Origin of the sequence: Aliihoeflea sp. 2WW (genome assembly GCF_000497755.1) — a bacterium.
Taxonomy (GTDB): domain Bacteria; phylum Pseudomonadota; class Alphaproteobacteria; order Rhizobiales; family Rhizobiaceae; genus Aliihoeflea.
Genome location: NZ_AYOD01000012.1, coordinates 1 through 26087 on the forward strand (window position 1 = coordinate 1; position 26087 = coordinate 26087).

General features: G+C 64.4%; 32 protein-coding genes. 14 read left to right on the plus strand and 18 right to left on the minus strand.

What is annotated here, in order from left to right; all coding sequences use genetic code 11:
• Nucleotides 1–71 precede the first annotated feature (71 nt).
• Nucleotides 72–1433 carry a cytochrome ubiquinol oxidase subunit I gene (locus ALII_RS0107810; protein ID WP_024586764.1) on the minus strand — a complete coding sequence of 454 codons (1362 nt, stop codon included), beginning with the start codon at nt 1431–1433 and terminating at the stop codon, nt 72–74.
• Nucleotides 1434–1598: 165 nt separating this feature from the next.
• On the opposite strand from ALII_RS0107810, the gene ALII_RS0107815 reads away from it, so the two are divergent.
• Nucleotides 1599–3170 carry a cryptochrome/photolyase family protein gene (locus tag ALII_RS0107815; RefSeq protein ID WP_024586765.1) on the plus strand — a complete coding sequence of 524 codons (1572 nt, stop codon included), beginning with the start codon at nt 1599–1601 and terminating at the stop codon, nt 3168–3170.
• Nucleotides 3171–3337: 167 nt separating this feature from the next.
• Here ALII_RS0107815 and ALII_RS0107820 read toward each other — a convergent pair whose 3' ends face one another.
• Nucleotides 3338–4309 (minus strand): adenosine deaminase, encoded by a 972-nt coding sequence (locus tag ALII_RS0107820; RefSeq protein ID WP_024586766.1) that lies wholly within the window; start codon nt 4307–4309, stop codon nt 3338–3340.
• A 116-nt stretch (nt 4310–4425) separates the two neighbouring features.
• On the opposite strand from ALII_RS0107820, the gene ubiE reads away from it, so the two are divergent.
• The 7 genes from ubiE (at nt 4426) to ALII_RS0107855 (ending at nt 11051) form a co-directional block, all read left to right on the plus strand.
• Nucleotides 4426–5202 (plus strand): bifunctional demethylmenaquinone methyltransferase/2-methoxy-6-polyprenyl-1,4-benzoquinol methylase UbiE, encoded by a 777-nt coding sequence (gene ubiE, locus ALII_RS0107825; RefSeq protein WP_024586767.1) that lies wholly within the window; start codon nt 4426–4428, stop codon nt 5200–5202.
• Nucleotides 5203–5215: 13 nt separating this feature from the next.
• Entirely contained in the window at nt 5216–6790 is a 1575-nt protein-coding gene (gene ubiB, locus ALII_RS0107830) for a 2-polyprenylphenol 6-hydroxylase (protein WP_024586768.1), read from the plus strand.
• Nucleotides 6791–6861: 71 nt separating this feature from the next.
• Nucleotides 6862–7131, plus strand: coding sequence for a hypothetical protein (locus ALII_RS0107835; protein WP_024586769.1), 270 nt, complete (start codon nt 6862–6864; stop codon nt 7129–7131).
• Nucleotides 7132–7134: 3 nt separating this feature from the next.
• Nucleotides 7135–7539, plus strand: a complete 405-nt coding sequence (locus ALII_RS0107840; protein WP_024586770.1) for a type II toxin-antitoxin system VapC family toxin — start codon at nt 7135–7137, stop codon at nt 7537–7539.
• 10 nt (nt 7540–7549) lie between these two features.
• Nucleotides 7550–8773, plus strand: coding sequence for a bifunctional phosphopantothenoylcysteine decarboxylase/phosphopantothenate--cysteine ligase CoaBC (gene coaBC / locus ALII_RS0107845; RefSeq protein ID WP_024586771.1), 1224 nt, complete (start codon nt 7550–7552; stop codon nt 8771–8773).
• Between the two features lie 5 nt (nt 8774–8778).
• Entirely contained in the window at nt 8779–9510 is a 732-nt protein-coding gene (locus ALII_RS0107850; protein WP_029660312.1) for a GntR family transcriptional regulator, read from the plus strand.
• Between the two features lie 143 nt (nt 9511–9653).
• Nucleotides 9654–11051, plus strand: a complete 1398-nt coding sequence (locus ALII_RS0107855) for an aminomethyltransferase family protein (protein ID WP_024586773.1) — start codon at nt 9654–9656, stop codon at nt 11049–11051.
• Nucleotides 11052–11109: 58 nt separating this feature from the next.
• Here ALII_RS0107855 and ALII_RS0107860 read toward each other — a convergent pair whose 3' ends face one another.
• The 7 genes from ALII_RS0107860 to ALII_RS0107890 form a co-directional block, all read right to left on the minus strand.
• On the minus strand, nt 11110–11769 hold the full coding sequence (locus ALII_RS0107860) for a peroxiredoxin (RefSeq protein ID WP_024586774.1): 660 nt from the start codon (nt 11767–11769) through the stop codon (nt 11110–11112).
• A 167-nt stretch (nt 11770–11936) separates the two neighbouring features.
• Nucleotides 11937–13523, minus strand: a complete 1587-nt coding sequence (locus ALII_RS0107865) for a peptide chain release factor 3 (RefSeq protein ID WP_024586775.1) — start codon at nt 13521–13523, stop codon at nt 11937–11939.
• Between the two features lie 51 nt (nt 13524–13574).
• Nucleotides 13575–14471, minus strand: coding sequence for a ribokinase (locus ALII_RS0107870; protein WP_024586776.1), 897 nt, complete (start codon nt 14469–14471; stop codon nt 13575–13577).
• 131 nt (nt 14472–14602) lie between these two features.
• The gene (locus tag ALII_RS0107875; protein ID WP_024586777.1) at nt 14603–15481 is read right to left on the minus strand and encodes a bifunctional helix-turn-helix domain-containing protein/methylated-DNA--[protein]-cysteine S-methyltransferase; all 879 of its coding nucleotides are present in this window, start codon (nt 15479–15481) and stop codon (nt 14603–14605) included.
• Between the two features lie 71 nt (nt 15482–15552).
• Nucleotides 15553–15834 (minus strand): XRE family transcriptional regulator, encoded by a 282-nt coding sequence (locus ALII_RS0107880; RefSeq protein WP_024586778.1) that lies wholly within the window; start codon nt 15832–15834, stop codon nt 15553–15555.
• Nucleotides 15831–16172: a type II toxin-antitoxin system RelE/ParE family toxin gene (locus ALII_RS0107885; RefSeq protein WP_029660313.1), complete on the minus strand. Its 342-nt coding sequence runs from the start codon at nt 16170–16172 to the stop codon at nt 15831–15833. The genes ALII_RS0107880 and ALII_RS0107885 overlap by 4 nt, the downstream gene beginning before the upstream one ends.
• Before the next feature lie 48 nt (nt 16173–16220).
• Nucleotides 16221–16706: a DUF2244 domain-containing protein gene (locus tag ALII_RS0107890; RefSeq protein ID WP_024586780.1), complete on the minus strand. Its 486-nt coding sequence runs from the start codon at nt 16704–16706 to the stop codon at nt 16221–16223.
• A gap of 22 nt (nt 16707–16728) precedes the next feature.
• On the opposite strand from ALII_RS0107890, the gene nth reads away from it, so the two are divergent.
• Complete coding sequence (gene nth, locus ALII_RS0107895; RefSeq protein WP_024586781.1) at nt 16729–17514, plus strand: endonuclease III; 786 nt, start codon at nt 16729–16731, stop codon at nt 17512–17514.
• Here the strand turns inward: nth and ALII_RS0107900 are convergent, their stop codons facing one another.
• The 4 genes from ALII_RS0107900 to ALII_RS0107915 form a co-directional block, all read right to left on the minus strand.
• Nucleotides 17515–18588: a GGDEF domain-containing protein gene (locus tag ALII_RS0107900; RefSeq protein WP_024586782.1), complete on the minus strand. Its 1074-nt coding sequence runs from the start codon at nt 18586–18588 to the stop codon at nt 17515–17517.
• Between the two features lie 207 nt (nt 18589–18795).
• On the minus strand, nt 18796–19740 hold the full coding sequence (locus ALII_RS0107905) for a CHAD domain-containing protein (RefSeq protein WP_024586783.1): 945 nt from the start codon (nt 19738–19740) through the stop codon (nt 18796–18798).
• Nucleotides 19737–20201 carry a CYTH domain-containing protein gene (locus ALII_RS0107910; protein WP_024586784.1) on the minus strand — a complete coding sequence of 155 codons (465 nt, stop codon included), beginning with the start codon at nt 20199–20201 and terminating at the stop codon, nt 19737–19739. Before ALII_RS0107910 ends, ALII_RS0107905 begins: the two co-directional genes overlap by 4 nt.
• 238 nt (nt 20202–20439) lie before the next feature.
• Nucleotides 20440–20949 (minus strand): ferritin-like domain-containing protein, encoded by a 510-nt coding sequence (locus ALII_RS0107915; RefSeq protein WP_024586785.1) that lies wholly within the window; start codon nt 20947–20949, stop codon nt 20440–20442.
• A gap of 41 nt (nt 20950–20990) precedes the next feature.
• Here ALII_RS0107915 and ALII_RS22325 point away from each other — a divergent pair, with 41 nt between their 5' ends.
• Entirely contained in the window at nt 20991–21224 is a 234-nt protein-coding gene (locus tag ALII_RS22325) for a hypothetical protein (RefSeq protein WP_152529564.1), read from the plus strand.
• 43 nt (nt 21225–21267) lie between these two features.
• Nucleotides 21268–21408: a hypothetical protein gene (locus ALII_RS22865; protein ID WP_173401401.1), complete on the plus strand. Its 141-nt coding sequence runs from the start codon at nt 21268–21270 to the stop codon at nt 21406–21408.
• Nucleotides 21409–21418: 10 nt separating this feature from the next.
• Here the strand turns inward: ALII_RS22865 and ALII_RS0107925 are convergent, their stop codons facing one another.
• From ALII_RS0107925 to ALII_RS0107945, 5 genes are all read right to left on the minus strand, one after another.
• Nucleotides 21419–22033: a LysE family translocator gene (locus tag ALII_RS0107925; protein WP_024586786.1), complete on the minus strand. Its 615-nt coding sequence runs from the start codon at nt 22031–22033 to the stop codon at nt 21419–21421.
• Nucleotides 22034–22162: 129 nt separating this feature from the next.
• Entirely contained in the window at nt 22163–22726 is a 564-nt protein-coding gene (locus tag ALII_RS0107930; protein WP_024586787.1) for a type 1 glutamine amidotransferase domain-containing protein, read from the minus strand.
• Between the two features lie 106 nt (nt 22727–22832).
• The gene (gene dut, locus ALII_RS0107935) at nt 22833–23297 is read right to left on the minus strand and encodes a dUTP diphosphatase (RefSeq protein ID WP_024586788.1); all 465 of its coding nucleotides are present in this window, start codon (nt 23295–23297) and stop codon (nt 22833–22835) included.
• Between the two features lie 32 nt (nt 23298–23329).
• Nucleotides 23330–23782, minus strand: coding sequence for a pyridoxamine 5'-phosphate oxidase family protein (locus ALII_RS0107940; protein ID WP_024586789.1), 453 nt, complete (start codon nt 23780–23782; stop codon nt 23330–23332).
• A gap of 55 nt (nt 23783–23837) precedes the next feature.
• The gene (locus tag ALII_RS0107945; RefSeq protein WP_035449513.1) at nt 23838–24308 is read right to left on the minus strand and encodes an Lrp/AsnC family transcriptional regulator; all 471 of its coding nucleotides are present in this window, start codon (nt 24306–24308) and stop codon (nt 23838–23840) included.
• 102 nt (nt 24309–24410) lie between these two features.
• Here ALII_RS0107945 and ALII_RS0107950 point away from each other — a divergent pair, with 102 nt between their 5' ends.
• The 3 genes from ALII_RS0107950 (at nt 24411) to ALII_RS0107960 (ending at nt 26001) form a co-directional block, all read left to right on the plus strand.
• A complete protein-coding gene (locus ALII_RS0107950; RefSeq protein WP_024586791.1) occupies nt 24411–24632 on the plus strand; it encodes a DUF6356 family protein in 222 nt (73 codons plus the stop codon).
• An 84-nt stretch (nt 24633–24716) separates the two neighbouring features.
• On the plus strand, nt 24717–25346 hold the full coding sequence (upp, locus tag ALII_RS0107955) for a uracil phosphoribosyltransferase (protein ID WP_024586792.1): 630 nt from the start codon (nt 24717–24719) through the stop codon (nt 25344–25346).
• 103 nt (nt 25347–25449) lie between these two features.
• A complete protein-coding gene (locus tag ALII_RS0107960) occupies nt 25450–26001 on the plus strand; it encodes a TIGR02281 family clan AA aspartic protease (protein WP_024586793.1) in 552 nt (183 codons plus the stop codon).
• Nucleotides 26002–26087 lie beyond the last annotated feature (86 nt).

A 26087-nucleotide genomic window follows, 5' to 3' on the forward strand; every position in this document is an offset into this window, starting at 1 on the left:
ATCTCCCCCCTTGAGGGGGAGATGGCCGGCAGGCCAGAGGGGGGTGTCTGGTGCAAAGCTAAACAAGATGCCTATTCCCCCGCCACAGGCTGGGACAATGGCTCATCCTCCACCGCCGGATCGGGTTCGTCGTCGCCTTCCTTGCCGGCTTTCAGTGCCAGATGGGTGAGGACGCCGAGATAGACGACCATGAGCACGAGATAGAGGACGACGTAGATCGCCAGCGTCAGGGCGACATGGGCGCCGGGGACGGGGGCGACGGCATCGGCGGTTTTGAGGACGCCGGCGACGAGCCAGGGCTGGCGCCCGATTTCGGTGGTGTACCAGCCGGCGAGCGTGGCGACCCAGCCCGAAAACGCCATGCCGGCGAAACCGTAGGCGATCGGGACGGGAAGCGCGCCGCGCCTGTAAAGGAAGAATGCGCCCGCCCATGACAGTGCCAGCATCGCCATGCCGGTGCCGACCATGATGCGGAAGCCCCAGAAGACGGGGGCGACCGGCGGGTGCTCGCCCTCATAGTCGTTGAGGCCGGGCACGACGCCGTCGGGCGAGTGCTTCAGGATGACGCTCGCCATGTTGGGTATGGCGATTTCGAAACGGTTCTCGCGCGCCTCCTCGTCGGGCCAGGCGAAAAGGACAAGCGGCACGTTGGGCCGCGTTTCCCAATTGGCTTCCATCGCCGCGACTTTCTGCGGCTGGTGCTCGAGCGTGTTGAGGCCGTGCATGTCGCCGACGAAGATCTGCACCGGGATCAGGATCGCGCCGAGATAGACGCCAGTCTTCAGCGCCTTGTGCATCGATGCGGAACGATCGCCGCGGATGTAGCGCAGTGCCGAGAGTCCGGCGATGAGGAACGCGACCGTCAGGCCCGACGCGATCAGCATGTGGGTCAGGCGATAGGGGAAGGACGGGTTGAAGACTATGGCGAACCAGTCCGTCGCGTGCGCCACGCCGTCGCGCATCTCGAAGCCGGCCGGCGTCTGCATCCACGAGTTCAGCGCCAATATCCAGAAGGCCGACATGGTGGTGCCGAAGGCGACGAGGAAGGTCGCCAGCGTGTGGACGCGGTTCGACACGCGGCGGAAGCCGAAGAGCATGATGCCGAGGAAGACGGCCTCGAGGAAGAAGGCGGTCAGGACCTCGTAGGCGAGAAGCGGGCCGGCGATGTTGCCGACCGTTTCCATGTAGCCCGGCCAGTTGGTGCCGAACTGGAAGCTCATCGTGACGCCGGACACGACGCCGAGCGCGAAGGACAGCGCGAACACCTTCACCCAGAAGAAATAGGCCTTCATCCAGGCGTGGTCGCCGGTGCGGTCGAAGCGCAGCTTGAAGAAGAGAAGGACCCAGCCGAGCGCGATCGTGATCGTCGGGAACAGGATGTGAAACGAAATGTTCGCCGCGAACTGAATCCTGGAGAGGATGAGCGGGTCCATGACGTGGTCCTTGTCGGTTGCCTGAGAGGAACATAGGCCAAGCGGACGGGGCGTCAAAGGCGCGGGCTGTCGCAGGGGCGCCTTGTCGCGCTGCGGCATTTTGGCGGGCGGCAACCATTCGTGGGTTCCCGTCGTATGCGTTGTCTGACCTGTCTGGAGACACGCATGACCCTCGGCCGACGCAAGGCGCGGCACCTGATCTTCATTCTCGGGGACCAGCTTTCGCCGGCGATGTCGAATCTGGCGGATGCCGATCCGGCGCAGGACGTCGTGCTGATGTGCGAGGTCGCCGACGAGACGACCTATGTGCGCCACCACAAGCAGAAGATCGTCTTTATCCTCTCCGCCATGCGCCATTTCGCCGAGGAGCTGCGGCAGGCGGGGTTTGACGTCGATTATGTGAAGCTGAGCGATCGCGGCAATTCGGGCAGCTTCAGCGGCGAACTGGAGCGCGCGGTGGAGCGGCATAAGCCGGAACGCGTGATCGTCACCGAGCCTGGCGAATGGCGGGTGATGGAGATGATGCGCGACTGGGAAGCGGCCGTTGGCTGCCCGGTCGAAATCCGGCCGGATACCCGCTTTCTCGCCAGCCATGACGACTTCGCAAAATGGGCGGACGGTCGCAAGCAACTCACCATGGAGTATTTCTATCGCGAGATGCGACGCAGGACCGGGTTGCTGATGGAGGGCGACGAGCCTGCGGGCGGCAAATGGAACTTCGACGCGGACAACCGCAAGCCGGCTGCCGACGATCTCTTCATGCCCAAGCCGAAACGCTTCCGGCCGGACACGGTTACGACGGAGGTCATCGCGCTGGTCGAGGATCGGTTCGCCGACCATTTCGGCAAGCTAGACAGATTCGGCTGGGCGGTTACGCGCAAGCGGGCCGAGGCAGCGCGCGAAGCGTTTCTAAGCGACGCGCTGGCGGCATTCGGCGACTATCAGGACGCTATGCTCATCGGGCAGCCATTCCTCTACCACTCCCTGCTCTCACCCTACATCAATATCGGCCTTCTCGATCCGCTCGACCTGTGCCGGCGGGTCGATGCGGCATGGCGGGCGGGCGACGTTCCGCTCAATGCCGCCGAAGGCTTCATCCGGCAGATCATCGGCTGGCGCGAATATGTGCGCGGCGTCTACTGGCTGAAGATGCCGGCCTATGGCGAGATGAACTTCTTCGGCGCGACGCGGACCCTGCCCGATTTCTACTGGACGGGCGAGACCGACATGAACTGCGTGCGGCACGTGGTCGAGGAAACGCGCGACCATGCCTATGCCCACCACATCCAGCGGCTGATGGTGACCGGCACCTTCGCGCTCCTCGCCGGCATCGAGCCGCGGCAGGTGCATGAATGGTATCTCGAAGTCTATGCCGACGCCTATGAGTGGGTGGAACTGCCGAACGTCATCGGCATGAGCCAGTTCGCCGATGGCGGTATCCTGGGCACCAAGCCCTATGCCGCCAGCGGCGCGTATATCGACCGGATGTCGGATTATTGCGGCTCGTGCCGGTACGACGTGAAGAAGAAGACGGGGCCGGACGCGTGCCCGTTCAATCCGCTCTATTGGGATTTCCTGGACAGGAACGCGAAGAAGCTGGCTGGCAATCACAGGTTGGCGCAGGTCTATCGAAACTGGGCGCGGATGGATCATGACAAGCGCAGGGCTTATCTGAAGAGCGCAGCGGCATTGTTGAAGGGGCTGGACGATGCGCCGAAGACGTATGGGCAGGGGTAGAGCGATCGGTGCGCCCCCTCCACCGCCTTCGGCGGTCCCCCTCCCCCGCTTCGCAGGAGAGGATCAAGGTCGCGGACGTCCTCGACGGTGGGTCCTCCCCTGCGAAGCGGGGGAGGTGCCGAGTGACTGCGAGGCGGAGGGGGCGTTTTGGCGATGACCCGACCGGATCAGCGCCTGGCATCCACCTTCGCCAGCAGCGCTGTCTTCGTCTTCCTGTCGCAGAATGCCGCCTCGATCGCAGTCCGGGTCAGGGCGGTCAAATCCTTGTCGGACAGGCCGAACTCGTCGCGACCGATTTCGTACTCGCGCTTGAGCGACGTCCAGAAATAGGGCGGGTCGTCGGAATTGAGCGTCACCTTGCAGCCGGCGGCGCGCAGTTTGCCGAATGGATGCTCGGCGAAGGACGGGTAGACCTTGAGCTCGATATTGGAGGCGGGGCACACCTCCAGCACCACGCCTTCGTCGACGATGCGCTGGACGAGGTCGGCATCCTCGATGGCGCGCACGCCGTGGCCGATGCGCGAGGGGCGGATGTGGTCGAGCGCGTCGCGCACGCTTTGCGGCCCGCCGAACTCGCCGGCATGGACCGTGATGCCGAGACCGGCCTCGCGGGCTATCTCGAAGGCGCGGACATAGTCCTCCATCGTGCCCATGCGCTCGTCGCCGGCAACGCCGAAGCCGGTGACCAGCGGATGGCCGCACTTTGCGGCAAAGCGCGCGGCCTTCTCGATCGATTCGACGCCGACATGGCGCACGCCGGTGACGATCATCCGGCCCTCGATGCCGGTCTTCGCCTTGGCGCGCGCCATGCCTTCGCCGAGCGCATCGGTGTAGGCCTTGGGCGAGAGGCCTGCCGCCTCGGCGTGGTCGGGCGAGGTGAAGACCTCCGAATAGATGGCGCCGTCGCGGGCGATTGAGGAGAGGTAGTGCTCGGCCAGGCGCGCGTAGTCCTCTTCCGAGCGGAAAAGGTCGGCGGCCTCATCGTACGCTTTCAGGAAGCTGGTGAAATCGTGCCAGACGAACGAGCCGTCCTTGATGAAATGGGAAACGTCCTTGCCGTATTTGCGGGCTTGGGCTTCGACCAGTTCGGGCGCGGCGGCGCCCTCGATATGACAATGCAATTCTGCCTTGAGAACCATTACGGACTTTCTAACTTCGTTGTTCGGCGCGGCTCTTCATCGCGGGCGGGAAGATAGCGCCCCGATGGTCGATCGGCTATGGTCGCCGCGATTTTCAGGACGAAACAGGTGAATTGATGTCGGACGCACGCACCACCGCCCAAGGCGGGATGGAAACTTCCTACGGCTTCCGGCAGGTGGGCGAAGGCGAGAAGCAGCCGCTCGTCAACGACGTGTTCCACAAGGTCGCCGAGCGCTACGACGTCATGAACGATTTGATGTCGGCGGGCCTGCACCGGGTGTGGAAGAACGCGATGGTGACGTGGTTGAACCCGCCGCGCCGGCCCGGCTGGAGCGTGCTCGACGTTGCCGGCGGCACCGGCGACATCGCGTTCCGCATCGTCGAGGCGTCCGACCGCAATGCGCAGGCGACCGTGCTCGACATCAACGGCTCGATGCTTGCCGTCGGCCAGGACCGGGCCGTCAAACGCAAGCTCGACGCGCATGTGAACTTCATCGAGGCCAATGCCGAGGAACTGCCGTTCGAGAACGCGACGTTCGACGCCTATACGATCGCGTTCGGCATCCGCAACGTGCCGCGCATCGACAGGGCGCTGTCGGAAGCCTATCGCGTGCTCAAGCCCGGCGGGCGCTTCCTCTGCCTCGAATTCTCCGACGTCGAGATGCCCGTCCTCGACAAGGTCTACGAGGCGTGGTCGTTCAACGCGATCCCGCAGATCGGCAAGATCGTGGCGGGCGACGGCGAGCCCTATCGCTATCTGGTCGAGTCCATCCGCAAATTCCCCAATCAGGCGAATTTCGCCGCGATGATCCGCGAAGCCGGCTTCGACCGGGTGACCTGGCGCAATTATTCGGGCGGCATCGCTGCGCTGCATTCGGGCTGGAAGCTGTGAGGCCGGCCGCTCGATGACCACGCCTGCAGCCTATTTTCGCCTGGCCCATGCCGGCTGGATTCTCGCGCGCGAGGGCGTGATCGCGGCGCTTCCCGGCGACCAGCTCATCGGCGCGCCGCGCGTTGCGTGGCAGTTCGCGCGCAAGCTCGCGCGGCGGCGTTCGCGCAGTCATGACGCAGCCGACCGCATGTCGAAGGCCGTCGACCGGCTCGGACCGTCCTATGTCAAGCTCGGCCAGTTCCTCGCGACGCGGCCGGACGTGGTCGGTGGCGACGTCGCCAACCAGCTTGCCCGTCTGCAGGACCGCATGGCGACCTTCCCGACCGCGCTCGCACGCGCGGAGATCGAGGAATCGCTCGGCCGTCCGGTGGACGAGCTGTTCCTCACCCTCGAAGAGCCGATCGCCGCGGCCTCCATCGCGCAGGTCCATCCGGGCACGATCGATCGGCAGGGACGCGTGGAAAAAGTCGCCGTCAAGGTGATCCGGCCGGGCGTGCGGCGGCGGTTCGCCAATGATCTCGAAGGCTTCTTCCTCGCCGCGCACATGCAGGAGCGGTTCATTCCCTCCGCGCGCCGGCTGAAGCCTGTCGAGGTGGCGAAGACGCTCGCCCAGACGACGCGGATCGAGATGGATTTGCGGCTGGAAGCGGCCGCGCTTTCCGAACTCGGCGAGAACACGGCCGCCGATCCCGGTTTCCGCGTGCCCTGGGTGGACTGGGAGCGGACGGGCCGCGACGTCATCACGATGGAGTGGATCGACGGCATCAAGATGTCGGACGTCGAGGCGATGCAGGCCGCCGGCCACGACTTCAAGCGCATCGCTGCGAACCTGATCCAGTCCTTCCTGCGCCACACGCTGCGCGACGGCTTCTTCCATGCCGACATGCATCCGGGCAACCTCTTCGTCGAGCCGGACGGCACCATCGTCGCGGTCGATCTCGGCATTGCCGGGCGGCTCGGCAAGAAAGAGCGGCGGTTCCTCGCCGAAATTCTCTACGGCTTCATCACGCGCGATTATGTGCGTGTCGCCGAGGTGCATTTCGAGGCCGGCTACGTGCCGCGCACCCATGACGTGCGCGCGTTCGCGCAGGCGATCCGCGCGATCGGCGAGCCGATTCATGGCCAGCCGGCGGAGACGATCTCGATGGCGCGGTTGCTGACGCTGCTTTTCGAGGTGACCGAACTCTTCGACATGGAGACGCGCTCCGAACTGCTTCTCCTGCAAAAGACGATGGTTGTCGTCGAGGGCGTCGCCCGTTCGCTCGACCCCGCCTTCAACATGTGGAAGACGGCCGAGCCTGTCGTCGGCGACTGGATACGCGCCAATCTCGGCCCGCGCGGATTTGCCGAAGACGCCCGCGACGCCGCCTTCGCGCTCGCCGCCCTCGCTCGCCAAGCTCCCGACATCGCCGCACGCACCGAGCGCCTGTCGCGCGAGATCGACGCCATGGCCGAAGACGGCCTGCGCTTCGACGACGAGACGGCGGCGAAGATCGGCAAGGCGGAAGCGCGGCACACGCGCTCCGGGCGGATCGCGCTCTGGCTGATCGCGGCGACGCTGGTGTGGATTGCGGTGCAGGTGGCCTGATAGCATTGATTGCAGTGCCAGCATTGCAATCATCCTGTGTTGACGCTATATTGCGCCGACAGGAGGCCGACATGGGCAACATGACCGTTCGAAAGATCGATGACCAAGTAATGCGCGACTTGCGGATCAGTGCGGCCAGGCGCGGCGTTTCCATGGAACAGGAGGCGCGTGATCGCCTGCAACGGCCGCTGCCGGCAGACAGTCTTGACCATGCAAGCGGCGGACCATGGCGCCCGAAAGCTTCTTTGGAGGAGCTTCTGGCGCTCGGAATCCGGCCGGATAGGCCGATCGATCACAAGGCCGAGTCGGACGCGCTCTACGACTATATGGACAAGAGCTGATCCATGGTCGTCGATACATCTGCTCTCGTCGCGATACTGCGCGCAGAGGAGGAGGCCGAGGCATTCCTGCTCGCTCTTGGGCATGCGCCAGGACCGATGATGGGAGCGTCGACCTACGTAGAGGCAGGACTTGTCATGTCGAATGATCTGTCTCCGCGCGGTTTCGAACGCCTGAACCTGTTGATCGAGAAGGTCGCAATCGAAATCATCCCCATGGGACGAACGGAGGCAGTTGTCGCAATCAAAGCACATCAGCGCTTCGGTCGCGGCTCCGGTCACGCCGCAGGTCTCAATTTCGGCGACTGCTTCTCCTACGCGCTGGCAAAGTCGCGGAACATGCCGCTTCTGTTCAAGGGCGACGATTTCGTCCATACCGACATCGAGCCGGCGCTGAAGCCGGCGCGATGACGAGCGCAGCATGACCCTTTCGAACACGCGCATTCTCCTGATCATTTCCGGCGGGATCGCGGCATACAAATCGCTCGACCTGATCCGCCGGTTGCGCGAGCGCGGGGCGAAGGTTCGGTGCGTGATGACGAGAGGCGCGCAGGAGTTCGTGACGCCGCTTGCGGTCGGTGCGCTGTCGGCCGATCACGTCTTCACCGAACTCTTCGACCGGCAGGCCGAGCACGATGTTGGCCACATCCGCCTGTCGCGCGAGGCAGATCTGATCGTCGTCGCGCCCGCCACCGCCGACCTGATGGCGAAGATGGCGCATGGGCTGGCGGACGATCTTGCCTCGACCGTGCTGCTTGCGACGGACAAGCCGGTGCTGGTCGCGCCGGCGATGAATCCGGCGATGTGGAGCCATGCTGCGACGCGCCGCAACCGGGCGACGCTGGAGGCCGACGGTATTCGTTTCGTCGGGCCTGCGTGGGGCGAGATGGCGGAGAGCAACGAGGCGGGCGAAGGCCGGATGGCCGAGCCGCTGGAGATCGTTGCGGCGGTCGAAAAGCTTCTGGGCGACGCGGAAAAGCGGCTTGCCGGTAAGCGCGTCATCGTGACGTCGGGCCCAACGCATGAGCCGATCGACCCGGTGCGCTATATCGCCAACCGCTCGTCGGGCAAGCAGGGGCATGCGATTGCTGCGGCGTTGGCAAGGCTCGGCGCGGATGTGCGGCTCGTCTCCGGTCCCGTCTCCGTCGCCGACCCGGCCGGCGTGACGATTGTGCATGTCGAGACGGCGCGGCAGATGAAGGCGGCGGTCGAGGCCGCGCTGCCGGCCGATGCCGCGATCTTAGTCGCCGCCGTCGCCGACTGGCGGCCGGAATCGGAAAACGGCGAGAAAATCAAGAAGGTGACCGGCGCAGGGGCGCCGAGCCTTTCCATGACCGAGAACCCCGACATCCTCGCGGCGATCGGCCACCATGCCGAGCGGCCGAAGCTCGTCATCGGGTTTGCCGCCGAGACCGAGAAGCTGCTCGACCACGCGGCAGCCAAGCTTGATCGCAAGGGTGCGGACTTCATCGTCGCCAACGACGTCTCGGCCGCGGGCGCGACGTCGGCGGGCGGCATCATGGGCGGGGCGAACAACCGGGTGACCATCGTTTCGCGCGCCGGAAACGAGGCGTGGCCGGAAATGACGAAGGACGAGGTCGCGACAAAGCTCGCCCACCTCGTCGCCGAGCGGCTGCGCGACTGATCGGGATGGAAAAGCGACGCGACAGCCAGGCATTGAAAGCGCTCCTCGGCGTCCGCCAGCTCGTGCTCGGCGGTTCGGTCCAGCCCGGCCAACGTCTTTCCGAAATCGGCCTCTCCGAACAGCTCGAAATCTCGCGCACGCCGCTACGCGCAGCCCTCGCGCGGCTGGAGCAGGAAGGGCTGCTGGAGCCGCTGCCCTCGGGCGGCTACACCGTTCGCGCCTTCACGCTCGCCGACGTGATCGACGCGATCGAGCTGCGCGGTGTGCTTGAGGGAACGGCGGCGCGGCTGGCGGCCGAGCGCGGCGTCGCGCCCGAGCGGCTGAAGGCGATCCGCGACCTCGTCGACGAGCTCGACACGTGCTTTCGCGAACGGCCGGAGGACATGCTCTTCGACCAGTATGTCGAGCTCAACACGGAGTTCCACGCGATGCTGGCCGGGCTTGCGGGCAGCGAGACCATGCGGCGCGAAGTGGAGCGGGCGATGCACCTGCCCTTCGCCTCGCCCAGTGCCTTTCTCGAAAACCAGGCGGACGTCCTCGCCTTTCGCCGCTCGCTGAGCCATGCCCAGCGCCAGCACCGCGATATCGTCGAGGCGATCGCCATGCGCGAGGGCGCGCGGGCAGAGGCGCTCGGCCGCGAACATGCGCGGCTCGCCCGCAAGAATCTTGACTTCGTCGTCGGCGAGGCGCCGAACCTGATCGGGCGCGTGCCCGGACTGTCGCTGATCGCAACCTGATTTCTGTATACAGAAATTGATCGATTGTGGCCAACTCGGCTTGACTTCGGTTATTTCCACGCCATTCTGTATCCAACGACGCGCGTTGCCGGCCTTCAAGCCTGCCGACGACGCGTCGCATCATCATTCCCGGGAGGAAACCCATGAGCAATCTCGAACAGAAGCTGAAATCTGCCGGCAGCACGGTCGACATGCTGCGCAATTCCAAGATCGGCGCCTATGTCTATCCGGTCGTCGCGCCCGAATTCACCAACTGGCGCGACGAGCAGCGCGCCTGGCGCGAAAGCGCGGTGCTGTTCGACCAGTCGCACCATATGGCCGAACTGAAGGTCGAGGGACCGGACGCCGAAAAGCTCCTCTCCTATCTGGCGATCAACTCGTTCAAGAATTTCACGCCGGGCAAGGCCAAGCACTTCGTCCCGGTGACGCCGGAAGGCTACGTCATCGGCGACGTGATCATGTTCCGCGAAAGCGAGACCGAGTTCAACCTCGTCGGCCGCGCGCCGACGGTGAGCTGGGTGCAGTACCACGCCGAAACCGGCGACTACGACGTCAAGCTGACTGAAGACCCGCGTTCGCCCTCGCGCCCGCAGGGCAAGCCGGTGCTGCGCCGTCACTACCGCTTCCAGGTCCAGGGCCCGAATGCTCCTGCCATCCTCGAAAAGCTCAATGGCGGCCCGGTGCCGGAGATCAAGTTCTTCAACATGGACTGGATCAACGTCGCGGGCAAAAAGGTGCGCGCGCTGCGCCACGGCATGGCGGGCGTGCCCGGCCTCGAACTCTACGGCCCCTATGAGGATTACGACGTCATCCGCGACGCCATCATCGCGGCCGGCGAAGAGCACGGCCTCGTCGCAGTCGGCAGCCGCGCCTATGCGACGAACACGCTGGAATCGGGCTGGATTCCTTCCCCGCTGCCGGCGATCTACACCGGCGAGAGCATGAAGGGCTATCGCGAGTGGCTGTCGGACAAGAGCTACGAGGCGACCGGCGCCATCGGCGGCTCGTACATTTCCGAAAATATCGAGGACTATTACCTGACGCCGTGGGACCTCGGTTACGGCATCTACGTCAAGTTCGACCACGACTTCATCGGCCGTGAGGCGCTGGAGAAGATGGCCGACGGTCCGCATCGTCGGAAGGTCACCTTCGAGTGGAACCCGGATGACGTGATCGCCGCGTTCGCCACAATGTTCCAGGAAGGCGACAACGCCAAGTTCATGGATCTGCCGCTCTCGAACTATGCCTCGTCGAGCTACGACCGCATCATGAAGGACGGCAAGATGGTCGGCCTGTCGATGTTCGCCGGCTACAGCTACAACGAACGCCGCATGCTCTCGCTCGGCACGGTCGACGCCGACATCAAGGAAGGCGACGTTCTGACGCTCGTCTGGGGCGAGCCGGATGGCGGGTCGGGCAAGACCACGGTCGAACCTTCCAAGCAGATCGAAATCCGCGTGCGCGTTTCGGCAGTGCCCTATTCGCGCGATGCGCGCGAGAGCTATGTCGATAGCTGGCGGAGCCGCAAGTCCGCCGCCTGACGGCGTCCAGGAATGAGAAAAGGCCGGGAGCGATCCCGGCCTTTTCATTCGTAGCGGCTTAAGCCTGCGGCTGCTTCGTCTTGCGCAGATAGGGCAGCACGGTCTCGTAGTCGCCGAAGCGGGCCTTGGCGTCTTCGTTGGAGACGGCGGCGGTGATGATGACGTCTTCGCCCTGCTTCCAGTTGGCCGGCGTCGCGACCTGGTGCTTGGCCGTCAACTGCATGGAGTCGATCGCGCGCAGGATCTCGTCGAAATTGCGCCCCGTCGTCATCGGGTAGGTGAGGATCAGCTTGATCTTCTTGTCCGGGCCGATGACGTAGACCGAGCGGACGGTCGCGTTGTCGGCGGGCGTGCGGCCTTCGGACGACGAACCCGCATCGTCCGGCAGCATGTCGTAGAGCTTGGCGACCTTCAGATCCTTGTCGCCGATCAGCGGATAGTCGACCGAATGGCCGGTCGCGATCTTAATGTCTTCCTTCCATTTGCCGTGGTCGGCGACCGGATCGACCGAGATGCCGATGATCTTGACGCCGCGCTTGTCGAACTCCGGCGCGATGCCGGCCATGGTGCCGAGTTCGGTCGTGCAGACCGGCGTGAAGTTCTTCGGGTGCGAGAAGAGGACGGCCCAGCCGTCGCCGATCCACTCGTGGAAGTTGATCTCGCCCTTGGTGGTGTCGGCGGTGAAGTCGGGCGCGGTCTGGTTGATGCGCAAGCTCATGGTCGTCTCTCCCTTCGCGGATTGTCGTTCAAAAGCCATATGGCGTTGGCGACATCCTAGCGCAACGGGGGCGCCAAGCGAGCAAAATCAGGCTGCGCGAAAGCGGCTTGGCGCGACGAAGGACACGGAACAGACCGATCGTTGGAAATCGATTCCCAATCGCGCGATCAGGCGGCGTCGCGAACCTGATAGTCCTTGATCGCCGCGAAGGTGACCTGCTTCCAGCGGTCCGCCTCGTAGTTGAGGCCGAAGGCGTGTTGCGCGAGGAAGACGGGGTCTCCGTCGAGATCGCGGGCGATGTCGCCCTTGTGCGCGTCGATGAAGCGCTGCAGTTCCGTCTTCTCGGCCGCAATCCAGCGGCAGACCGAAAAGCGGGCGATCTCGAAATCGACGGGCAGCGAATATTCGGCCGACAGGCGCTCCTTGAGGACGTCGAGCTGCAGCGCGCCGACGACGCCGACGATGGCGGGCGAGCCGTCTTCCGGCAGGAAGAGTTGCACGACACCCTCCTCGGCCATTTGCTGGAGGGCTTCCTTCAGCTTCTTGGCCTTCATCGGATCGCCGAGGCGCACGCGGCGCAGGATTTCGGGCGCGAAGTTCGGCACGCCGCGGAAGAGGATTTCCTCGCCCTCGGTCAGCGTGTCGCCGATGCGCAGCGTGCCGTGGTTCGGGATGCCGACGACATCGCCGGCGAAGGCCTCGTCGGCGGTGATGCGGCTCTTGGCGAAGAAGAATTGCGGGGCCGAGAGGCTCATCTGCTTGCCGGTGCGCACGAGCTTGGCCTTCATGCCCCGCTCCAGCGTGCCCGAGCACACACGAACGAACGCGATGCGATCACGGTGGTTCGGGTCCATGTTCGCCTGAATCTTGAAGACGAACGACGTCATCTTCGGCTCGGTCGCATCGACACGGCGGGAATCCGCCTCTTGCGCCCGCGGCGGCGGCGCCCAGTCACCCAGGGCTTCGATCAGGTCGCGCACACCGAAATTGCGCAGCGCCGAGCCGAAGAAGACCGGGGTGAGATGCCCTTCCCGGAACGCGTTTTCGTCGAACGGCCGGCACGCCTCGCGCGCAAGGTCGAGTTCCTCGATGAACGCCTCGCGCTCGTTTTCCGGCAGCTTGCCGGCGACGCGGTTGGAATCGGGGCCATTGACCTTCGACCATTCCATATCGGCATCGCCATGACGCACGGCGTTGTCGGCAAGATGATACGTACCGGCGAAGTTCTTGCCCTTGCCGATCGGCCAGGTGATCGGCGCGGTGTCAAGCGCCAGCTTTTCCTCGATCTCGTCGAGAATCTCGAACGTATCGCGCGCCTCGCGGTCCATCTTGTTGACGAAGGTGACGATCGGGATATCGCGCAGGCGGCAAACTTCGAAAAGCTTCAAGGTCCGCGGCTCGATGCCCTTGGCCGCGTCGATGACCATGACGGCGCTATCGACCGCGGACAGGGTGCGATAGGTGTCGTCGGCGAAGTCTTCGTGGCCGGGCGTGTCGAGAAGGTTGAAGACGTGGTCGCCATATTCGAACGTCATCACCGAGGTGACGACCGAAATGCCGCGCTCACGCTCGATCTTCATCCAGTCCGAGCGGGTCTGGATCTTGTCCTTCTTCGCCTTGACCTCACCGGCGAGCTGGATCGCACCGCCGAAAAGCAGGAGCTTTTCGGTCAGCGTCGTCTTGCCGGCGTCAGGGTGCGCGATGATGGCAAACGTACGGCGGCGCGCTACCGCCTCTTCGATTTTCTCGGCCATGTCAGGAATCCGGTTCGTTGGCGGGCTTCTAACAAAGCCCGGCCCCGAGCGCTAGCCCATCGCCTCCTGGACATCCTTCGCCTGCGGGATCGCGGGTTGGGCGCCGGGTTTCAGGCAGGCGAGCGAACCGGCGACGGCAGCACGGCGCAGAGCATCCTCCAGCTTCATCCCCTCGGCCAGCGAAGCGGCGAGGTAACCGCAGAAGGTGTCACCTGCGCCGACCGTGTCGACCGGCTCGATCTTCAACCCCTGCGCCTCCAGCATGCCGCCCTGGACGGCGGCCATGACGCCGGCTGCGCCAAGCGTGACGACGATGGTCGTGCCGGTCTTGTCGGCCATTTCGCGCATCGCCGCGCGGCGGTCGGAGGCCCCGATGCCCCTGAGTTCTGCATAGGCGTCGAACTCGGTCTCGTTGGCGACGACGTAGTCGGCGAGTTGCAGAAATTCGGCCGCTTCGGACCGGAAGGGCGCGGTGTTGAGGATCGAGGTCGCGCCGACGCGCTTGGCTTCCTCGAGCGCAGCCTTGACGGTGCGCATCGGGATTTCGTGCTGGAGCAGCAGCCAGTCGCCCTTTTCCAGATGGACGTTCTTGACATCGCCGGGAACGAGCGAGCCGTTCGCGCCCGGCACGACCGCGATCATGTTCTCCCCGTCCTTGGCGACGAGGATGGTTGCGGTGCCGGTGGTGGAATGGGATTCGCGCACGCCCGACAGGTCGACCAGCCCCTCGCGCAGGCAGGCGAGCGCTTCGTCGGCAAAGGCATCCTGCCCGACCGCGCCGACCATGCGGACCTCGCCGCCGGCGCGCTTGACAGCCAGCGCCTGATTGGCGCCCTTGCCGCCGGGCGAGGTCTTGAAGCCGTCGCCGGGAACCGTCTCGCCGGGGCGCGGCAAGAGGCCGACATTGGCAATGAGGTCGAGATTGATCGAGCCGATCACCGTGATCATGGAATTGAGGCCTCCGCAATGTCCCTTCGCGAAACGCCTCTAGTCGATTTTCGCTGCAAGGGGCAGCAAAATCGTCATTCTTGGCGCGCATCGGAACTGCCGAAAACCGGGGGCCACTTTTCGGTCCGATGCTAGGTCGACACCTGCCCGGCCTCCCAGCCGAGGATCGCGCGCTTGCGCGTCAGGCCCCAGTGATAGCCGGTCAGCGCGCCGGACTTGCCGAGCGCGCGGTGACACGGCACCACGAAGGAGACCGGATTGGCGCCGATCGCCGCACCCACCGCGCGGCTCGCCTTCGGAGCGCCGATCTCGCCGGCAATGGCGGAGTAGGTCTTCGCCTTGTGCATGGGGATCTTCAGAAGCGCCTGCCAGACGCGGACCTGGAAATCGGTGCCGATCAGGACGACGCGCAGCGGTTCCTCCGAGCGCCAGCGGGCCGGATCGAAGATGCGGGCGGCATAGGGCGCGGTGGCGCTCATGTCCTCGACATAGGCCGCATTCGGCCAGCGGCTCGACATGTCGGCAAAGGCCTCGCGCTCGCCGCCGGCATCGTTGAACGAAAGGCCGGCAAGGCCGCGGTCGGTGACCATGACCAGCGCCACGCCGAAAGGCGAGAGGTGGTAGCCGTAGCGGATCGTCAGGCCCGCGCCGCGCGTCTTGTAGTCACCCGGCGACATCGCCTCGTGGGTGACGAAGAGGTCGTGCAGGCGACCGGGGCCGGACATGCCGACCTCCATCGAGGCCTCGAGCAGCGGCAGGCCCTCGTCGAGCAGACGACGGGCATGGTTGAGCGTGACCGCCTGCAAAAAGGCTTTGGGCGACAGGCCGGCCCAGCGGGTGAAAAGCTTCTGCAGCCCCATCGGCGTCTCGCCGACCTCGGCCGCCAGTTCGTCGAGCGAGGGCTGGTCGCGGAAATCGAGGCTGATCTTCTCGATGACGCGGCGGACGGTCTCGTAGTCGGAGCCTTCCGGCGTGATGTCCTTTTGAAGCACGGCGCTGTGAGCGTTCATGGCGATGGTCTCCTGATGCCGCGAATATCGCGCGCCGGAACGGTCGCCGCCACCCGATTCTTGACGAGTTCTCAGGCCGCCTTCTCTATTCGCAACTCTACATGCAAGCCCGCGGCCACCGCCATGTTGACGAGCGTGTCCAATCCGAACAGGCTGACCTTGCCGTGGAGCAGATCGGAGATACGTGGTTGCGTCACTCCCAAGCGCCGTCCAGCCTCGGCCTGCGTCCAGCCCTCAGCCCGAATGTGTTGTTCGAGGGACATCATCAGCGCCGAGCGCAGCTTCATGTTCTCGGCCTCGGCCGGCGTGTCCTCGATCGCGTCCCAAACGCTGGTGAAGCTTTCTCTCGTCATCGCTCAATCTCCTTCAGGAGGTCCCGATACCGCTTCGTCGCAAGATCGATGTCCGGCTTGCCGGTAGCCTGTGATTTCTTCTGGAAACAATGCAGTACGAAAATGGCGTCCCCCAACCGGGCGACATAGACAATGCGAAAGGCACCTGCTGCGTCCCTGAGACGAATCTCGCGAACGCCTCGGCCGATCGTCGTCATCGGCTTCCAGTCATTTGGATCGAGGCCTTGCTGCACCCTATCCAATTGGTAGCCGGCGTCACGCCTGACCGTCGCCGGAAACGCCCTGAGATCATCGAGAGAACTGCCGCAGAATTCGATGGTCTTCGCGCGAGAAATCATACGCGTTCAATATACAAGATTTTATATGGAAGGCAATCGAGGTGGAAGCTAGCGCATCTTCGCCGTCGCCAGCGCCTGGCCGAACGCCGCGGCGAAGCTCTCGCGGTCGTCGGGGTTGAGGAACGCGCCGATCGCCACCCGCCTTCCCTCACCTTCCACCGCCATGTCGGTGATGCCGATCTCGTCGTGGCGGGCGATGCGGAATTTGGTCCAGAAGGGGTTGAAGGCGTGCGCTTCCTCGCGGCCGGACGGGGCGACCTTGCGGATGTCGAGGCGGGTGCGCGAGACGGCCACCTCCTCGCGGGCGCGGCCGGAGCGGTAGCTGGCGCGGAAAGCGAGATAGATCAGCAGGACGTCGAGGCCGAAGAAACCGAACACCGGCCAGGCGCCCATCGACAGAAACATCCCGCCCATGCCGATCCAGATGGCGACGAGCAGTCCCATCAGCAACCAGAACCCGGTTCGCCCGAGCGAACGGTGCGGCGTTAAAAGCGCCTTGAAGATCGGCGCGTCTTCGGCATTTGTGTCGGCCATCCCTCAAATCTATAGAAGCCGCATGGAAAAGCCCAAGACGAAAAGCGCCGTTCCGGCGGCCGCCCGTTCAAATCTGCGCGACGCAGCGAAACGCAAGGCGAAGACGCCTGCCCGGCGCACGCGCTACACATGGGCGGAGATTTCTGAGATTTTCCGCCGCTTCCATGTCCAGCGGGCCGAGCCGCAGGGCGAACTGGAGCACGTCAACGCGTTCACGCTGCTGGTCGCGGTCGTGCTTTCGGCGCAGGCGACGGATGCCGGCGTCAACAAGGCGACGCGGGCGCTGTTCGCCATTGCGGACACGCCGCAAAAGATGCTGGCGCTCGGTGAGGCGAAGGTCGGCGAACATATCAAGACAATCGGACTGTGGCGCAACAAGGCGAAGAACGTCATCGCGCTCTCGCAAGCCCTGATCCGCGATCATGGCGGCGAGGTGCCGGGCGACCGCGACGAACTGGTGAAGCTGCCGGGCGTCGGGCGAAAGACGGCCAATGTCGTCCTCAACATGGCATTCGGCCAACCGACCATGGCGGTCGACACGCACATATTGCGGATCGGAAACCGGATCGGGCTTGCGCCGGGCAAGACGCCCGACGAGGTGGAAGACATTCTCGTCCGCATCATTCCGGACGAATACATGCGCCACGCCCATCACTGGCTGATCCTGCACGGTCGCTATGTGTGCAAGGCGCGAAAGCCGGACTGCCCGGCTTGCGTCATCGCGGATATCTGCAAAGCGGCGGAAAAGACGACATCCCTGCCCGCGCCGCTGATCCCGATCGAACCGCTTGAAGAGGCGCCGGCCTGATCAGTTCGAGCTGTAGAGCTTCCACCCCTTGGTGAACTTGCCGTCCTTCAGGTCGGAATGGGTGGTGACGCGGTTGCGGCCGCCATTCTTGGAGGCGTAGAGCGCACGGTCGGCCTTGCGGTAGAGTTCGTCCGGCCCCTTGGCCTCGGAGGCCATGCAGACACCGAAGGATACGGTGATCGGCCCGTAGTCGGTTCCCGTCTTGGCGTTGACGAAGGGGGTCTGCTCGACCGTTACGCGGATTTCCTCGGCGAGGTCCATCACCGCCTTTTCGCTCATGCCCGTCACGATGACGCCGAATTCCTCGCCGCCGGTCCGTGCGGCCGTCACGTTGGTCGACATCGAGGCCTTGAAGACCGCAGCGACGATCTGGAGGATGCGGTCGCCGATCGGGTGACCGTGCTTGTCGTTGACCGGCTTGAACCGGTCGATGTCGGCCAGGACGAGCGCACCGAACATCGCCTCGCGGCGATCGACATAGACCCCTTCCATCGCGCGATCGAAGGCGCGGCGGTTGGCCAGCCCGGTCAGCGCGTCGGTGTCGGAGAGCTTCTTGTATTCCTCGAGCTCAGCCTTCACCGCTTCCAGTTCGCTGGACTTGTCCTGCATCGTGGAGGCGACCCGGCGGGTGCTGTCGAGCGCCGTGTCCGTCGCGCTCGACATGACGCTGGCAACCTTCTGCAAAAAGTCCTGTGAAACCGTGCTGCGTGCCCGCAAGCCCTGGGACGTCACGTCGAGGATCTCGCCATATTTCTCGCGCGACGACCGTTCGCTCCGGAGCAGCAGCAGGATTTCGTCGAGCTTGAGGCTCATCGAAGCGTGCGCCGTCTCGATGATCCTGTCGCCGCGCCCGCGGCCAAGGCAGCGCTCGGCCATGCGGTCGAAAGCGTCCTGACCCGGCGTCTGGCCGATTGCGGCAATCGCTTCCACCAAAGCCGGATTGGCGCCGCTCAAAGCCTCGTAGATGACTTCGTAGTTTCGGGGGAGCGCTTCCAAATGCATCTGGCGCAGCCGTGCGAGCACGTTTGCGCCAATATCGGCCGCAAGCGGCTCGGGCATTTCCGAAAGCTGCATTCGTACGTGACCCCCAAATGCCACCTCCCACGCAAAACGCGGTCAGCGGGCGGACCCTAAGTCTCGCCTTTCGCTAGACTAACGTAACGTCATTGAACGGTCCGTTAATCGGCATGGAAGTCTGGCAAAGGGCTGATGCCTTCTTGAAGACCCCTGAATCCCCGCGGTCTTTTAGTGACAAAGCTGCAGTCGAGGCAAGAGCATTTCTCACATGGGGCGACCAAAAGGAGCGCTGTCAACCGCTGCTGCAAGCTCTCCATCAGCTTGAAGTCGTTCGACAAATGTCGATTCGAGGTGTTTTGGGGGCGATCCGACCAAGCGCCGCGCCGATTTGGTGGTCGAATGTGCGAGAACTGCCTTGGTCTTTGCCGAAATTCTGCGAAGGCGCTTCGAGCGAGACGTGGTCAGATCAAGTTCCCGTGAACGAAGAAGCAGGACGAGTGCAGCGAGGTCGTTGTGCTCGCCCAGTCTTTCCCCGAGTTCCTCAAGACGCGCCCGCTTTTTCTTTACCCGTTGCGGCCACAGCTCGCGCAGGAGCCCAAGCTGCGTCCAATAGGCCTTCACGGCTTTTCGCAGGTCGTGAAAATCCTCGTCCTGCGCCTGATCCTCGGCTCTTTTCAGCGCCCGCTTCGCCCGTCGCAAATTGGCTTTCACGCCCGCAGCGAGAACGGCCGCGGCCGCGTCGGGTTCGGCCGGCAATTGCCAGCGATCCATGTCGAGACGCATCTGCTCGACGCATACGAGCCCCTCTTCGATGCGCCTACCTAGCACATCGCCATCGATGACATGCGCGTCGCGCCGCAGTTTGAGCCGCGCCTTCAGGGCGATGAGCGCCTTCGCGTGATCGGGATGCGCGAGGCGCAGCCGCTCCACGGCCTCGACCAGAGACGCGGCATTGCGGGCGTCGGCGAACGAGCGGGAGAGGTCGCGCAGGCGCGCATTTTCATCCGCGTAGAACGGCTCATCGGCGGTGCGAAGGAGCTTGAGCAGCGCGCGCGCCTTCTTGATCGCCTTGCGTGCTTCGTGAAGGCCTTCGTCGCGGTGCTCGCGTGCGTGGGCAAGTCCTGCGGCGATCTCGGCCAAGTCGTTTTGAAGGAGACGCCGCGCTTCCTCCGCGAACGGGCGCTGCGGGTCGATCCGGCGGCGCGTCATCGCCGACCTTCCGGCAAGCCGTCACGCACGAGCACGGCATTGTAGTAGCGCGGGTCGTCGGTAACCTCGCGTCCGATCCAGTCCGGAAGCGGCCCGTCATGGACGCGCTCGGTTTCCAGTTCGGCAATGACCAGTCCCGCCAGCCGGCCGTGAAACTCGTCGATCTCGAAGGTGAGGCCCTGCCACGGCACAATGTGGCGCTGCTTGTCGATCGTGTCGGCTGCATGGGCGAGGATCGCCTCGGCGTCGGCGAGCGGGATCGCGTACTCGAACTCTTCGCGCGCCGGTCCCGCAGGGCCGAATTTGAGCGTCAGCCACGCATCCGGGCCCGATATCCGCACACGAACCGACCGGTCCGGGGCGCTGCAGACATATCCCTGACGCAACGCCCGGACGGAGACCGCGTGGCGGCGCCAGGTGTCCGAAGCGAGCAAAAACTTGCGTTCGATCTCGATGGCCATCGCGCTTCATATGAAACCTGCCGCCATCTAGGCAAGAGTGGCCCGGCTTCGCCGCGAAGCCGGGCCACGAAATTCCGCTCCCCGCTATCCCGCTGACCGCCCGGGGCGAGGGAGAAGGGTTGATCTGCCGTCAGGCGAGTGATGGACGAAATGCCGTCACCCCGGCAGCACCGCAACGGCCCAAGCACCCTGCGCGGGATACCGGCGCGGCGAATGACGTTGCTGCCTGAGACTTGACCTATTCGGCAGCCGCCAGATTGACGCCGCCGCGTTCGGCGAGGTCGGTCAGTTTCTTGTCGGTCGCCTTTTCCTCATCGAGCGTCTGCTGGAGGATCGCTGCGCAATCGCTGCGTCCAAGCTTGTTCGCCCAAGCGACCAGCGTTCCATAGCGCGTCATCTCATAGTGCTCGACGGCCTGCGCGGCGGCGACGAGCGCGGCATCCAGCACCTGCTTGTCCTCGACCTCGCCGGCGATCTCGTCGGCTTCCTTGAGGATGCCGTCGATCGCGGGGCAGTTCACGCCCTTCGCCTCCACGCCGTGAAGCTCGAACACGCGCTCGAGCCGCGAAACGTGGCCTTCCGTCTCGCGCAGATGCGTTTCGAAGCCCCTGCGCAGTTCGGGGCTCGTCGCCTTCTCGATCATCTTGGGCAGATTTTTCACGATCTGCTTTTCCGCATAGTAGATGTCGCGCAAGGTGTGGACGAAAAGATCGTCCATCGTCTTGATGTCTTTCGAAAAGAGACCCATTCGTCGGTCCTTCCTCGTCTGGATTGGTGGCGGGATTGCCCATGCCTGATGCTGATCCAACGCCGGTTTCAGGGTCATGTTCCGAAACGAAGCCGATCGTGATCGAATGTTTCAGGCCTCTTGAAACCGTGGCATTTACGCAACACGCGACCCGAAGCCGAATTGTGGCGCAAATGCGCCACCAAACCCGCGCAATTCCGCCATTCTTCAGGGCAGAAATGCCGCATGAATTAATTTTCGATTCATCGGAAATTCATCTGATTTCGCTATTTTGAAGCCATTCGGAAGGGACAACCGACTGGTCAGGGATTTTGGGTCATGCGTATCTGGGCTCGCCTCAACAATCTTCCCCGCGCGCTGCGCGAGTTTCTGCTGCCGACCTATCGGCCCGAGCGCCACTACATGCGTGGTCCCGGCCCGGCCTGCGCGCGCCGTGGCGGCAGCGCGGTGATGCGCTGATTGAGAAGCTTCAGGTCCGCGTGGCGATCGCAGCCGCCGCGCCGACCATGATGGCCGCAGCGGTCCGGTTCAACCGCCTGAGTGCATGCGGCGTCGACAACAGGCCCCGCGCCCGCGCAGCAAGCGCCACATAGGGCAACAGCACCACCATCAGGATCGCGAAGGTCAGGCCGGCGAGCACCAGAAAATCGCTGGCGGAAACCGTCCGCAGATCGAGGATGGTTGGCAGCAGGGCCAGATAGAAGACCATCACCTTGGGATTGCCGAGCGTCACCACGAGTCCGCTCAGGAAGGAAGCCGCAAAGCCCTCCGCCCGCCTCGCCTCGACGCGCTCCGCCGAAAGACCGGCATTCCAAAGCTTGAAGGCGAGATAGAGCAAATAAGCGACGCCGGCATACTTGACGACGAGAAAAGCCGCACCGAACGTCTGGGCGACGAAGGCGAGGCCCATGACGGCCGCTGCCAGATAGACGATGTCGCCAAGCGCCAGCCCCATTGCCATCGGCACGGTGGAGCGGATGCCGGAGCCCAGCGCCCGCGCCACGAGCGCGATGATGCCGGGACCGGGAATGGCCGCAGCAATGGCGAGGGCGGCGCTGTAGGCGACGAAGCCTGCGAGTGTCATGGGCCTTAATCCGCTGGAAACGGCGCCTTATGACACAAGGCGATACCAACGAGAATAGCCCGCAAAAAAGAAGCGGCGCGGCAGCCACGAAGGCGCCAGCGCCGCTTGTCCGGCCGCGAGACTGATCCGCTACTCGGCAGCCGAACGCTGTGCCGAACCACCTTCCACCGCCTCGATGATGGCGGTGCAGAAGGCGTCCAGATCTCCGGGATTTCGTGCCGTGATCAAATTGCCGTCGCGAACCGTCGTGGAATCCTCCCACTTCGCGCCGGCATTGATCATGTCGGTCTTGATCGACTTGTAGGACGTCGCCTTGCGTCCCTTGACGAGCCCGGCCTCGATAAGGAGCCAGGGCGCGTGGCAGATGGCCGCCAGCGGCTTGCCGGTCTTGTCGAACGCCTTGACGAACGAGACCACCTTTTCCTCGACCCGCAGCAGGTCGGGGTTGATCTGGCCGCCCGGCAGGACGAGGGCGTCATAGTCCGAAACGGAGGCGTCGGCGAGGACCTTGTCGACCGGGACGGCCTTGCCCCAGTCATCCTTGTCCCAGCCGGTGATCTCGCCTGCTTCGAGCGAGACGATTTCAACTTTCGCGCCAGCCTGCTTCAGCTTCTGCAGCGGAACTTCGAGTTCCGACTGCTCGAACCCGTCGGTGGCGAGGATCATGACCTTCGATTGACCGATAGCCGGCATGGTGCGTCTCCTTCACGTGAATGCGCGTCCCGAACGGGCGCTGCATCCAAACGTGGAGCATCAGCTTTTGTTCACCATGATCGTGCCCGGGTCGACACGAATTGTTTCAGGTCCCGGTCGAGCCGAAGCCACCCGTCGCGCGCGCCGTTTCGCCGAGATGCGAGCGCTCCTCCAGGCGCGGGCGCACGACCGGCGCCACGACGAGCTGCGCGATGCGCATTCCGCGCGTCACCGCAAACTCCTCGTCGCCCAGATTGACCAGCAGCACCTTCACCTCGCCGCGATAGTCGCTGTCGATGGTGCCGGGCGTGTTGAGGCAGGTGATGCCGTGCTTGAGCGCCAGTCCCGAGCGCGGGCGCACCTGCACCTCGTAGCCGGCGGGAATCTCCATGATGAAGCCAGTCGGCACCAAAACGCGCCGGCCGGGCAGGACGAGCATTTCGCGATCGGCGGGAACTGCGGCGCGGACATCCATGCCTGCCGCCTCCTCGCTCGCATAGGAGGGAAGGTCGAGCCCTTCGCCGTGGGGAAGACGCTGGAAACCGATGGTGGGGGAGATGGCGCTGGTCATGGCGGCCTCTATTCCCCGTCGCACGCGGCGCGTCAATCGTCGTCGATCGATTCCCTGCCCGATATCTCGTCGATGGAAATGCGGAAGAAGACCTGGTCGGACTTGAAGGCGAGCGCCGGCGCGACGGGCTTGTACGCTCCCGGCTCCCACCACGCTGCGTGACGGCTGAGCAACTGCCAAGCCTGATCGCGCAGGCGCTTGAAGCCGATCCGGTCGGGCAGTTCCTCGAACCGGCCGCGCACCATGACCGTGCGCCAGTGCTGCGGTGTCTCGATCTCCTCGACGAGGATGGCGACCCCGGCATCGGCCCGCATCGCCTCGATCTTCCGGCCCGGCATCGAGAAGGCATAGAGGTGATCTTCGGACCGCGCATAGTGGATCGGGACGATGTAGGGCAGCCCGGCGCTGACGCAGGCGAGCCGTCCAAGCCGGTTCTTCGCGACGATGTTAAGACAATTCTCCCGGTCGAGCTGGCGAACGATCATCGCAAATCCCTCCGGCCGGCGATGATGCGCCCGAACGGCGAAACTGTCACCAGCCCTATCGGACGATCGGCGGCAGCATCATCGTCTCCTTGATCTCTTCCATGACGAAGGAGGCCGAGACGTCCGACAGCGGCACTTTGGCGATCAAGCGCTGGTAGAGCCGGTCATAGGCCTTCACGTCCGGCACGCGGGCGCGCAGCACATAGTCGAGATCGCCCGACATGCGGTAGACGCCCTGGATTTCGGGGATCGACTGGACGGCGCCGCGGAACCGGTCGAGCCAGCCCGGCTCGTGATGCGTGGTGCGCACGAGGATGAAGACGGACAGCCCGTAGCCGAGCCGCTCGGCATCGACCAGCGCGACGCGGCCGGTGATGATACCCTCCTCCTCCATCAGCTTCACCCGCCGCCAGCAGGCGTTGCGCGACAGATGGACCTCTTCCGACAACTGGTCGATCGACAACGATGCGTCACGCTGCAGGGCAGCAACGATGCGCCGGTCTATTTCGTCGATTTGATAAGCCATATTGGGATGATGTCCCAATATACGACCCTTCACAAGGAATCTTTGGGACATTCGAGGCCGCTTGCCGTGCGATCCTGTGATTCACAAATCGGGGAATCAGACATGACCACGCGCATCGCACGCATCTTCACCGACCATCCGGCCAATGTCGGCGAGACCTATTTCGGCCACATGGCCTTCGCCGCCTGGTTCGCCTCGCGGCTCGGCATGGCGGCCGGCGCGGCGCTGATCCACGCGATCCTGCCCTTCGCCTTCGAGACGACCGCCAGCCGCATCGTGCGCGAGCTTTACGAGCGCACCTCGAAGCGCGCCGGCACGCACTGACGCCAGATCAGGGTTTGACTCCCGCGCGCCAGGCGTTATGCGTCCTCGCATCAGCCGCTTGAACGCTATCCGGAGAGACAGACCATGCAGGGCGTGACCGTCGTCGACCACCCGCTTGTCCAGCACAAGCTCACCATCATGCGCGACAAGGCGACGTCGACCGCCAGCTTCCGGCGGCTCCTGCGCGAGATTTCGCTTTTGCTCTGCTATGAGGTGACGCGCGAGCTCGAACTGACGACGCGCGAGATCGAGACGCCGATGCAGCCGATGACCGCGCCGACGCTGGAAGGCAAGAAACTCGTCTTCGCCTCGGTCCTGCGCGCCGGCAACGGCCTCCTCGACGGCATGCTCGACCTCGTGCCCGCCGCCCGCGTCGCCCATGTCGGGCTCTACCGCGACCACGAGACACTTCAGGCAGTCGAGTATTTCTTCAAGGCGCCGAGCGATCTGGCCGACCGGCTCGTCATCGTCGTCGATCCGATGCTCGCCACCGCCAATTCCGCGATCATGGCCGTCGACAAGCTCAAGGAACGCGGGGCGACCAATCTGCGCTTCCTGTGCCTTCTCGCCGCGCCCGAGGGCATCGACCGCTTCACCAAGGCGCATCCGGACGTGCCGGTCGTCACCGCCTCGATCGACGAGAAGCTGAACGAGAAGGGCTATATCGTGCCCGGCCTCGGCGATGCGGGCGACCGCATGTACGGCACGAAGTAGGCTCTTAACCGCCGCTTAACGCTTCGGCCATGTCGCGCGCGGCGTTAAGCGCGCGGGAGGCTCCTGCGCGGTAGTTTGGGCCAGTTCCGTGCCGGAGTGGCCCATGCTGCGCAATCTCATGCTCGTCGGAGCGGCCGTCGTCGCGGCCGCGATCACCATCCCCGCCATCCACGACGCCAATCCGGACCTGTTGCCGGGACTGGCGCAAGCCGCGCTCGGGCGCGGCGAAGGGGACACACCGCCGACGATCTCCATGCTGGCGCAACCGCCAGCGACCGCGACCGGACGCCGCGTACGCCTCGAACCCGACGGCCGTGGTCACTTCATCGGCGATTTCCGCCTGAACGGCCGCACCGTCGAAGCCATGATCGACACCGGCGCCAGCGTCGTCGCAATCAACACGACAACAGCGCGGCGGATCGGCGTCACGGTCTCGACCGCCGACTTCAAACATCCGGTCAACACCGCCAACGGCACCATCCATGCCGCGGCCGCCACGCTGTCGCGACTCGAAATTGGCGGCATCGTGGTGCGTGACGTCCAGGCCATGGTGCTTGACGACAAGGCGTTGTCGGGGACGCTGATCGGGATGAGTTTTCTCAACGGGCTGCGCAGGTTTGGGGTAGAGAACGGGCGGTTGCTGCTGGAGCAGTGAGCGTTCGGCTGCAGGGTCTATTGTGAAGGTCACGACCATGGTCGTGAGACCCCCACCCTTTATCCCTCCCCACAAGGGGGAGGGAG